Origin of the sequence: Micromonospora sp. NPDC049580, from assembly GCF_040675595.1 — a bacterium.
Lineage (GTDB): Bacteria > Actinomycetota > Actinomycetes > Mycobacteriales > Micromonosporaceae > Micromonospora.
In genome coordinates, this window is the sequence record NZ_JBFAPG010000236.1 from 1 (window position 1) to 9,300 (window position 9,300).

Genomic DNA, 9,300 nt, shown 5'->3' on the forward strand with positions numbered 1-9,300 from the left:
AACGCCTGATGAGACTCGAACACGGCGAGCTGCGGGCCCTGCTGCCGCACCGGTACCCGATGCTGCTGCTCGACCGGGTCGACAGCGCTCCCAGCAGTTGAGCTGGGTCGATCCGGCCCGGCTGGACGACCTGAGCGCGCTGCCCGGCGGCGTGGCCCAGAGCAGCGTGGTGGGCGGTCTGCTGGTCGGGGTCGCCGCTCTGGGCGCTGCCCGGCTCGGGCGGCGCGCCCTGCTGCCGGTGAGCGCGATGCTGCTGCCCGTGCTGCTGCTCTTCGCCGTCGGCACGGTCGTACCCCTGTGGGTTCCTCGGTACCTGGTCTTCGTGGTGCCGTTCGCGTGTCTGCTGGCGGGCGCGGCGCTGGCCGCCGTGGCCCCACCGGCCGCTCTCGTCGTGGTGGTCCTGGCCGCGCTGCTCGGCCTACCCGACCAGGCCGCGCTGCGCCGGACCCACGAGTGGCCGCGCAGCGCGCCGGTGGACTACGCGGGCGCGGCTCAGGTGATCGCCGACGGCCAACGTCCGGGGGACGCGGTGGTCTACTCGCCCCGGCACAGTTGGCTCTTCCTCGACCTCGGCATCGAATACCACCTCGGCGACCCCCCACGCGACGTGCTGGTCACCGAGGACGAGGTCCGCCGGGGCGACCTGTGGGCCGCCGAGTGCCCGCAACCGGCACAGTGCCTGGCCGGTACGACACGAGTGTGGCTCGTCGTCTCCGGCCGGCACGCCGAGCCGCTGGCCGCCGTGCCCGGCGCCAAGGGCGACGCGCTGCGCACCGACTTCACCGTCACGCAGGTCTGGCAGCGCCCCGGCCTGACCGTCGCGCTCCTGACCAGCCGCCCCGATCGCTGACCCACCGCCCCAGCCCGGTCGTCGCCTCGGGCCGATGCCGCCCAGGGTCGGAGGGCTCGGCGCGACAGCCTGGACACCCCGCCAGCCGTCGCCCGTCACACCTCAGTAGGCGATATACCTGTGAGTCATATTTATGACTCACAGGTATAGGGCTCCAAACGACATGACTGCCCGGCCGCGCCGCGCCGGCAAGCCGGGACGGTGAACGCGCCACCAACGCCGGACCGCGAACGCGTCACCAACGCCAGAGCCCCAGCGGCCGACGGAGGCGTAACCGGGCGGGGTGGCCGCGGGCGGGGGTCAGGCTTGTGAGCGGCCTTCCGGGGCGTTGCGGGCCAGCGGGACGACGAGCAGCGCCTCGGTGCCGCCCTTGGCGCCCGCGCGCAGCTCGATGGTGCCGCGCAGCTCGCCGGTGACCAGGGCCCGCACGATCTGGAGACCGAGTCGGCTGCCGCGCTCGGCGTCGAACTCGGGTGGCAGCCCGCGCCCGTTGTCGGTCACCGAGACGTGCAGCATCTTGCGGAACCGGTGCGCCGAGACCACCACCTCCGGTCGCGCCGACGGATCAGACTCGGCGACGACGGCCGGCACCACGCCCGAGGTCGGCGGCACGGGTGCGTCGTCCGTCTCGTCGGCTGGCGGGAAGCCGTGTTCGACGGCGTTGAGCAGCAGTTCGTTGAGGACCATCACCAGCGACGTGGCGATCTCCGCGGGCAGTACGCCGAAGCTGCCCTTACGGCGCATGCCGACGCTCACCTCGGTCGCCGCGACCTCGGTCGCCGCGCTGGCGACCCGGTCGACGATGCCGTCGAACTCGACCGCCTCGTCGCTGGACATCGAGAGCGTCTCGTGCACGAGAGCGATCGAAGCGACCCGGCGGACGGACTCCTCCAGGGCGACCCGGGCCTCCGGCATGGCCACCCGGCGGGCCTGCAACCGCAGCAGGGCGGCCACCGTCTGGAGGTTGTTCTTCACCCGGTGATGGATTTCCCGGATGGTGGCGTCCTTGGTGATCAGTGCCCGGTCGCGACGACGGACCTCGGTGATGTCGCGCACCAGCACGAGCGCGCCGATCGGCACCCCGGCCGGCATCAGCGGCAGGGCGCGGGTGAGCATCGTGGCCCCGCGTGCGTCGATCTCCCGCCGGGGCGGCGCCTCGCCGCGCAACGCCGCCAGGATGCCGTTCGCCGCCTCGGTGCCGTCCAGCGGGTCGCCCGCCAGCCGGCGGTGCAGCGCGGCCAGATCCTCCCCCACCAGGTGGGAGGCGTAGCCCAACCGGCGGTACGCGGACTGCGCGTTCGGGCTCGCGTAGGTGACCTTGCCACCGGCGTCCAGCCGGACCAGGCCGTCGCCGACGCGGGGGGCGGAGGTGGTCTCGCCCGGGTGCCGCGGTGGCGGGAAGGTGCCGTCCGCGATCATCTGGGCCAGGTCGTCGGCCGTGGTCAGATAGTTGAGTTCCAGCTGGCTGGGCGTACGCGCGGTGGAGAGGTTGGTGTCGCGGCCGACCACCGCGATCACTTCGCCGGCCTCGCCGTCGGCGGTGCGTAGCCGGACCGGGATCGCCTCGTGTCGGGCCGGCACGTCGCCGTACCAGACCGGGTCGCCCTCCCGCCAGATCCGCCCCTGGGAGTAGGCGACCCCCAGGTGGGCCACCTCTGAGCCGCCGATGATCCGGCCCACCTGGTCGTCCTGGTACGCGGTGGGCGCGGTCGTCGGGCGGACCTGGGCGACACAGAGGAACGTGCCCTCGGCGTCGACCGGCACCCAGAGCAGCAGGTCGGCGAAGGACAGATCGGAGAGCAGCTGCCAGTCGCCGGCGATCCGGTGCAGGTGGTCGATGTCGGCCGGACGGAGATGGGTGTGCTCCTCGGCGAGGTCGCGCAGCGTGGACACGGTGACCAGGGTGCCACGACGCGCGGCGCCTCACATCGTCGCGGTGACCTTCTTCAGGCCGCGCGGCGCGTCCGGGTCCTCGCCACGGGTCAGGGCCAACGCCAGCGCCAGACGCTGCAACGGGAGGATGTCCAGCAGTGGCGCGTACCGCTCGTCGACCTCGGGGACGGCGAGCCGGGTGGCGCCCGGCACGTCGGCGGAGCCGACGACCACCACGTCGGCGCGGCGCTCGCCGAGGCGGGGCAGCACCTCGCCCATCGACCGGCCACCCGGACCGGAGCCGACGACGGCGAGCACCGGGACCTCCGGGTCGGTCATCGCGAGCGGGCCGTGCAGCAGGTCGGCGCCGGAGAAGGCGAGCGCCGGCAGGTACGAGGTCTCCATCAGCTTCAGCGCGGCCTCGCGGGCGGTCGGGTAGGCGTACCCACGGCCGGTGGTGACCAGTTGGCGGGCGAAGCGGTAGCGCGGCGCGAGCTGGGCCGGGGTGTCGTCGGCGAGCGTCCTGGTGGCCAGGTCGGGCAGCGCGGCGAGCGCCTCCCGCTCGGCCGCCGGGAGCACGCCGTCGCCGGCCCGGATCCCCTCGACCAGCATGAGCAGGGCGAGCAGTTCGGCGGTGTACGTCTTCGTCGCCGCCACCGCCCGCTCGTGCCCGGCGGCGATGTCGATGCTCAACTCGGCCGTCTCGGCCAGCGGGGAGCCGGGGGCGTTGGTCACCGCAAGGGTGAGCGCGCCGGAGGCCCGCGCGGCGCGCAGCACCTCGGCGAGGTCGGGTGAGCCACCGCTCTGGCTGACCCCGACGACGAGCGCGTCGGACAGGTCGGGGCGGGCGCCGAACAGGGTGACCACGCTCGGCGAGGCGAGCCCGGCGGGCAGGCCGAGCCGGATCTCGGTCAGGTACGCACCGTAGAGGGCCGCGTGGTCGGACGTGCCCCGGGCGGTGAAGACCACGTGTCGCGGTCGACGCTCGGCCACGACAGCCGCCACCCGGGCGATCGCCGCGGCGTTGGCGCTGTCGAGCAGGCGCGCGTAGCCGGCGGGCTGCTCGTCGATGTCGGCCGCCATTCCGGACCCTGCACGTGTCACGAACGCTCCCCTCTTGCGCGATTGCCGCGCGTTTCCTGCTCAGTCTTGCACGTTAGAGTTGACAGCAGCAATTGTTCGAGCAGCAGTGCGCAGTTGATCACTTGATCATCTCAATATCAACTACGCTGGCCCCGCTGTCTGTAGCTGCGACGAGAGGACACCGTGCCAGAGGGAAGGGACGAGCCCGCGCTCTCCGCGACGGAGGAGCTGGCCCTGGCCCGGCTGGCACTGGACGAGGGTGACCTCCACCACGCCGCCGGCCACCTGGCCGGCGCGCTGGCGCGGGCACCCACCCTGCCTGAGGTGCACGAGACGCTGGCCCGCCTCGCCGCGGCCGACGGAGGAGGGCTCGACCTCTTCCCGATCAACCACCACACCTTCGTGGGCACGGTCGTCGCCCGCGCCCACCTGCTGGCCGCCGCCGGTCGCCCCGCCGAAGGGCTGGAGCTGCTGGCCGCGGCGACCGGTCACACCCCCGGCACCCAGTGGGCGGGCGTGCCGTGGGTGACCGCCTCCGAACTGGCCGAACGGCTGGAACCGGAACACATCGCCCGCGTCCTCATGCAGGTCTGCGCGGCGCTGACCGACCCGGTGCCGAGGGCCGGGCGGAACGCCCTCACGCCGTACCTCACGCTGGCCCGCAACGCCGCCACCGTGCACCCCGAGCATGGTCTCCTGCTGGGCGCGGCGTCCGCGCTGGCCCGACGGCTCGGCGAGGTCGCGCTGGCGATCCGCTGGGCCAGCCGAGGAGTACGGTGCCAGCCGTCGAAAATGGGCGAGGTCTGGCTCGGGTACGCGTACCGCAGCGCGGGTCGGACCCGCGACGCCCTCGCGGCCCTCGGCCGGGCCGTCGACCTGGACCCCGACGACCTGGCCATCTACGCCGACATCGCCGGCACCCTGGCCGAGAGCGGCCGACTCGACGAGGCGTTGGAGTGGACCGAGCGGGCGCTGGCCCGGGACCCGTCGTTCGACTGCGCGGTGCACACCGCCCACCGGCTGCGGCACCTGCGCGACGGCGACCTGTCCCACCTGGTCGCGCTCGCCGACTTCATCCGTGACCATCCGGACGACAGCCACGAGCACGGCGATCTGGCCCAGTGCTGCCGGGGACGCCCCTGGCTCGGGCAACTGACGCCGGCCGGCGGCCCCCTGGTCGACGCGCTCCGTCGGGCGGTCGCCGACGACGACAACGGCATCGGCGGCGCCGTACGCCTCGCGGCGGCAGCCCCACCGAGCGCCCTACGGACGGCGACGGCGGTGGCGCCCGGACTGCGGATCGAGGTCGCCGGCGCCGCGGAGCCGGACCCGCGCGAGCCCCGACGCCCGTCCGCGCAGCGGCTGTGGCATTTCGCGGAGAACGTGCCGACGCCGGCGCTGCCGGCGCCCTCGGCGGCGGCGGTCGAACGGATCGGACAGGTGGCCCACCCGGCGTGGCCGCACCCGCCAGCGGCCTACGACGCGGCGGTGGGCCTGGCCGGCCTGGACGTCGACGACCTGCTCGGGCTGCTGGTGCACCCGCCCGCGGCACCGGCGAGCGGGCTGGGACGACTGCTGGCCGCCCAGGATCCGTCGATCTGGGTCCGCGGGGTGCAGGTCTGGGCCTGTCTGGGGCTGCTGCACCAGCGCACCGACGAGCCCTGGGCGGACTCGACCCGACGCCGGGTGCTGGTGGACCTGGTCTGGGGTGTGGAGGACTGGGTCACCGAGGCGGCGCTGTTCGCCCTGATCACCGCCGCCTGGGTGGACCCGGCGGTGCGGCCGGACGTGGCCCGCGTGGTGGCGGACCGGTTGGCCGACGCGGCGGCGGTGGCCCAGGCCCGGCCGGTGCCGATCGCGGTCTCGCTGGCCCACCTCGCGCTGGCCGCCCCCGCCCTGGACCCGGACACCGCGGCACTGGCCACCCGGATGCTCGGCGAGCTGGCCCCCCGAATCCCCCGCCCCCGCAACCCGCTGCGCCGCCTCTGGCAACGGCTGACCCGCCGCTCCTGACCCGCGCGCCGCGCCCTCCCCACCGGGGGACGACGCGGCGCGCGGGTGCCGGGTGGGCTCAGGCGACCGGGGCCTTGCCGAGGGCGACCTCGGCCTCCTCCTCCGGGGTGGCCTGCGGCGGCGCCTCGTTGGCGGTGCGCAGCGGGATCTCCTTGATGAACCAGGCGAGCACCGGGATCACGATGGTGAACAGCACGGCCCAGAGGAACACGTGCGAGATCGCGTCCGAGAGGCCGGTGAGGACCAGCTCACGCGTCTGGGCGGGCAGCTGCTTGAGCTTCTCCAGGTCCATCCCGCCCTCGCCGCCGCCGCTGAACGCCTTGCCGGCGGCGGAGCCGGCGAGCTGGTTGGCGAAGATCGCGCCGAAGAGCGAGACACCGAACGAGCCGCCGATCGACCGGAAGAAGGTGGCCGCGCCGCTCGCCGCGCCCAGGTCCTTCTGCTCCACGCTGTTCTGCGCGATCAGCATGGAGGTCTGCATGAGGAAGCCCATGCCGACGCCCAGCACGACCATGTAGAGCGAGGACTGCAGCTTGCTGGTGTCGAGGGCGAGCATGGAGAGCAGCGCCATGCCCCCGGTCATCACCACGCCGCCGATGATCGGGTACGCCCGGTACCTACCGTTCTTGGTGATCGCCCGGCCGATGACCAGCGAGACCACCAGCATGCCGAACATCAACGGCAGCAGCAGCAGGCCGCTGTTGGTGGCCGAGGCCCCCTGCACGGTCTGCTGGTAGAGCGGCAGGAAGTTCATCGCGCCGAACATCGCGAAGCCGAGCAGGAAGCCGATCACCGAGATCAGCGCGAAGTTGCGGTTGGCGAACAGCGCCAGCGGCAGGATCGGCTCCGGAACCCGGCGCTCCACGAGGCCGAACGCCACCAGCGCGACCAGCGCCAGCACGGCCAGGCCGACGATCTGCGGCGAGACCCAGTCGTACTCGTTGCCGCCCCAGGTGGTGAGCAGCACGATCGCGGTGATGCCGACCGAGAGCAGGCCGGCGCCGAGCCAGTCGATCCGGTGCTCGGTGCGGTACTTCGGCAGGTGCATCGTGGTGATCAGCACGAGCAGCGCGACGCCGCCCAGCGGCAGGTTCACGTAGAACGCCCAGCGCCAGGAGAGGTTGTCGGTGATGAAGCCGCCGACCAGCGGGCCGGCCACCATGGCGATGGCCATGATGCCAGCGATCATGCCCTGGTAGCGCCCGCGCTCACGCGGCGGCACCAGATCGCCGATGATCGCCATCACGCCGACCATCAGGCCGCCGGCGCCCAGGCCCTGCACGGCGCGGAAGGCGATCAGCTCCATCATGCCCTTGTCGACACCGCCGAACATCGCCGAGCCGGCCATGCCGCAGAGCGCCGATCCGATCAGGAAGATGACCACCGAGGTCAGGAAGACCGTCTTGCGACCGTAGAGGTCGCCGAGCTTGCCCCAAATCGGCGTGGAGACAGTCGTGCCGAGGATGTACGCCGTGACGATCCACGTGAAGTGGCCGGCACCGCCGAACTCGAAGGTGATCCGCGGCAGCGCGGTGCTCACGATCATGTTGTCGAGCATCGCGAGCATCATCGCGATCATCAGCCCGAACAGCACGACCCGTACGTTGGGTCGTGCGCCGGCCTGGGTTGCCTGTGTCATGGGTAAGCTCCCCCCAAAGATTGCCTTACTTACTTGCCGCCCGGCTAGTCACCTTACTAGCCGCACGGTAAGTTGGGTACCAACTGACGGTCAAGTGAATTGGGGGGCGTAGGTGAGGGAGAGCACAGGCGGCACCCGAGAGCGGATCAAGGCCGTCGCGTTGGAGCTCTTCACCGAGCAGGGCTACGAGAAGACCTCGCTGCGGGAGATCGCCGAACGCCTCAACGTCACCAAGGCGGCGCTCTACTACCACTTCAAGAGCAAGGACGACATCGTCGCCAGCTTCGTGGAGGATCGGCTGGATCAGATGGACGCGCTGACCGCCTGGGCCGACTCACAGCCCGCGACCCTGGCCACCCGCCGCGCTCTCATCTCCCGCTACGCCGACACGATGTTCGGCGGCGACATGCCGTCGGTGATGCGCTTCTTCGAGCAGAACCAGACAGTGCTCAAGAGCCTCTCCTCCGGCCAGCAGATGCGTGGCCGGATGATGCGGCTCGCCAGCGCCCTCTGCCGGGGCGACGACTCCCCCGCCGCCCAACTGCGCGCCACCCTGTCCCTGTTCGCCGTGCACACCAGCTGGTTCGCCGTGCGGGCGCCGGGCATCACCGACGCCGAACGCCGCCGGCTGGCGCTGGAGGTGGCCGACGAGTTGCTGGCCGCGATCGGCGCGGAGCCCGACGAGGACGCGGCCTTGGCCAGCGGTCGGGGCTGACGAGCCGGCCTCAGGTGCGGGGCAGCTCCAGCCGCAGGCCCAGCAGGGCCACGCCCTCCACCGGCGACCAGTCCTTCTCCGGCATGCGGACGAACCCGAGGCGCTCGTAGAGCCGGTGGGCCGAAACGGCCATCCCCGCGCGGACGCAGATGACGACCGCCGTACAGCCCAGCTCGGCCGCCCGGTCGACGCACGCCTGGGCCAGCGCCGCGCCCACACCCCGCCCCTGGGCGGCCGGGTCGACCGCCAGCATGCGGAATTCCGCCTCGCCCGGCCCGGACAGCTCGGCGAACGGGGTGCCCGGCAGCACGAAGGTGACCGAGCCGAGCACCGCGCCGGTCGCCTCGTCCACCGCGACAAGCACCTCGCCGCTGGCGGCCCGGGTCGAGACGTCGGCCAGCACCGCCCCGTACCCGTGCTCGCCCTTGAGCTGACCGTCCGCCTCGTACGCGGCCACGGTCAGCCGGGCGACCGCCGGGAAGTCGGCGCTGTCGGCGAGCCGGACCAGAAGCCCGCTCAACCGATCACCGCGATCAGGTCGCCGTCCTGCACGACGTCGCCCTCGTGCACGGCGAGCTGCTGGACCACGCCATCGGCCTCGGCGACGACCGGGATCTCCATCTTCATCGACTCGAGGATCACCAGAGTGTCGCCCTCGGACACGGTGTCGCCCGCCGACGCGACGACCTTCCAGACGTTCGCCACCATCTCGGCGCGGATCTCCTCGGCCATGTCTACGGCCCTCCCTTTTTCGCGATGTGCCTGCCGACGTATCCAATCACGCGAGGGTGGGACGCGGGAGCGGAGCGGTGCGGCCCGCCGGCCGGGGCGGCCCCGGGGGAAGGCACCGGGTGCCGAGCGCACTACCATCAGCGGGTCGGACCCGACGCCGGGCGGCCGGTGGGTGCACCGGCGCGAGGCCGCGCGCAGCACGGATCCGACCCATCACGAGGAGGTCAGCATGGCGAAGAAGTCCCGCAAGAAGAAGGCCCGCAAGAAGAGCGCCGCCAACCACGGCAAGCGTCCCAACTCCTGAACGCGCCGACGGGCGATGCGCCCGTCACCGGTCAGTCCGACCCGGCGCAGGCCGGGTACGCCGGTGGCCCGGGTCGAAGATCGAGATCGGAA

The 9,300-nt window shown here is 72.7% G+C and carries 8 protein-coding genes and 1 pseudogene; 3 read left to right on the forward strand and 6 right to left on the reverse strand.

Annotation, left to right across the window (positions count from 1 at the left end; all coding sequences use genetic code 11):
- Positions 1–82: 82 nt before the first annotated feature.
- Positions 83–850 (forward strand): annotated as a pseudogene (locus AB0J68_RS19115) (hypothetical protein); the annotation flags it as partial.
- Between the two features lie 300 nt (positions 851–1,150).
- On the opposite strand, the gene AB0J68_RS19120 reads toward AB0J68_RS19115, so the two are convergent.
- Both AB0J68_RS19120 and AB0J68_RS19125 read right to left on the reverse strand, forming a co-directional pair.
- Positions 1,151–2,743: a histidine kinase N-terminal domain-containing protein gene (locus AB0J68_RS19120; RefSeq protein ID WP_363939689.1), complete on the reverse strand. Its 1,593-nt coding sequence runs from the start codon at positions 2,741–2,743 to the stop codon at positions 1,151–1,153.
- Positions 2,744–2,773: 30 nt separating this feature from the next.
- Positions 2,774–3,805, reverse strand: coding sequence for an SIS domain-containing protein (locus tag AB0J68_RS19125; RefSeq protein ID WP_355063794.1), 1,032 nt, complete (start codon positions 3,803–3,805; stop codon positions 2,774–2,776).
- A 183-nt stretch (positions 3,806–3,988) separates the two neighbouring features.
- On the opposite strand from AB0J68_RS19125, the gene AB0J68_RS19130 reads away from it, so the two are divergent.
- Positions 3,989–5,818, forward strand: a complete 1,830-nt coding sequence (locus AB0J68_RS19130; protein ID WP_363939691.1) for a tetratricopeptide repeat protein — start codon at positions 3,989–3,991, stop codon at positions 5,816–5,818.
- Positions 5,819–5,876: 58 nt separating this feature from the next.
- Here AB0J68_RS19130 and AB0J68_RS19135 read toward each other — a convergent pair whose 3' ends face one another.
- Complete coding sequence (locus AB0J68_RS19135; RefSeq protein ID WP_354858458.1) at positions 5,877–7,457, reverse strand: MDR family MFS transporter; 1,581 nt, start codon at positions 7,455–7,457, stop codon at positions 5,877–5,879.
- A 112-nt stretch (positions 7,458–7,569) separates the two neighbouring features.
- Here AB0J68_RS19135 and AB0J68_RS19140 point away from each other — a divergent pair, with 112 nt between their 5' ends.
- On the forward strand, positions 7,570–8,172 hold the full coding sequence (locus AB0J68_RS19140) for a helix-turn-helix domain-containing protein (RefSeq protein WP_355063665.1): 603 nt from the start codon (positions 7,570–7,572) through the stop codon (positions 8,170–8,172).
- Between the two features lie 10 nt (positions 8,173–8,182).
- Here the strand turns inward: AB0J68_RS19140 and AB0J68_RS19145 are convergent, their stop codons facing one another.
- From AB0J68_RS19145 to AB0J68_RS19155, 3 genes are all read right to left on the reverse strand, one after another.
- The gene (locus tag AB0J68_RS19145) at positions 8,183–8,692 is read right to left on the reverse strand and encodes a GNAT family N-acetyltransferase (RefSeq protein ID WP_355138069.1); all 510 of its coding nucleotides are present in this window, start codon (positions 8,690–8,692) and stop codon (positions 8,183–8,185) included.
- On the reverse strand, positions 8,689–8,904 hold the full coding sequence (locus AB0J68_RS19150) for a biotin/lipoyl-binding carrier protein (RefSeq protein WP_039906830.1): 216 nt from the start codon (positions 8,902–8,904) through the stop codon (positions 8,689–8,691). The genes AB0J68_RS19145 and AB0J68_RS19150 overlap by 4 nt, the downstream gene beginning before the upstream one ends.
- Positions 8,905–9,117: 213 nt before the next feature.
- Positions 9,118–9,300 (reverse strand): hypothetical protein (locus tag AB0J68_RS19155; protein WP_363939693.1); only part of this gene is annotated, 183 nt, incomplete at its 5' end.